The organism is Pseudomonas sp. 50_B (assembly GCF_017491625.1).
Classification (GTDB): domain Bacteria; phylum Pseudomonadota; class Gammaproteobacteria; order Pseudomonadales; family Pseudomonadaceae; genus Aquipseudomonas; species Aquipseudomonas danubii.
The window spans coordinates 1-255 of the sequence record NZ_JAFGYX010000195.1; the positions used below are offsets into that span (position 1 = coordinate 1).

The 255-nt window shown below is 56.1% G+C and carries 1 protein-coding gene; it reads left to right on the forward strand.

Going from position 1 to position 255, the window contains the following annotated elements; all coding sequences use genetic code 11:
• A partial coding sequence (locus J5M73_RS31585) for an EF-Tu/IF-2/RF-3 family GTPase (RefSeq protein WP_243434010.1) occupies window positions 1–255 on the forward strand: 255 nt, incomplete at both ends.

Here is a 255-nt window from a genome sequence, read left to right on the forward strand (position 1 = left end):
TTGGTCTGCGCGATACTCAGAAGACTACCTGCACCGGCGTTGAAATGTTCCGCAAGCTGCTCGACGAAGGTCGTGCTGGCGAGAACTGCGGCGTTCTGCTGCGTGGTACCAAGCGTGACGACGTTGAACGTGGCCAGGTTCTGGTTAAGCCAGGTACCGTTAAGCCGCACACCAAGTTCACCGCTGAGGTTTATGTTCTGAGCAAGGAAGAAGGCGGCCGTCATACTCCGTTCTTCAAAGGCTACCGTCCACAGT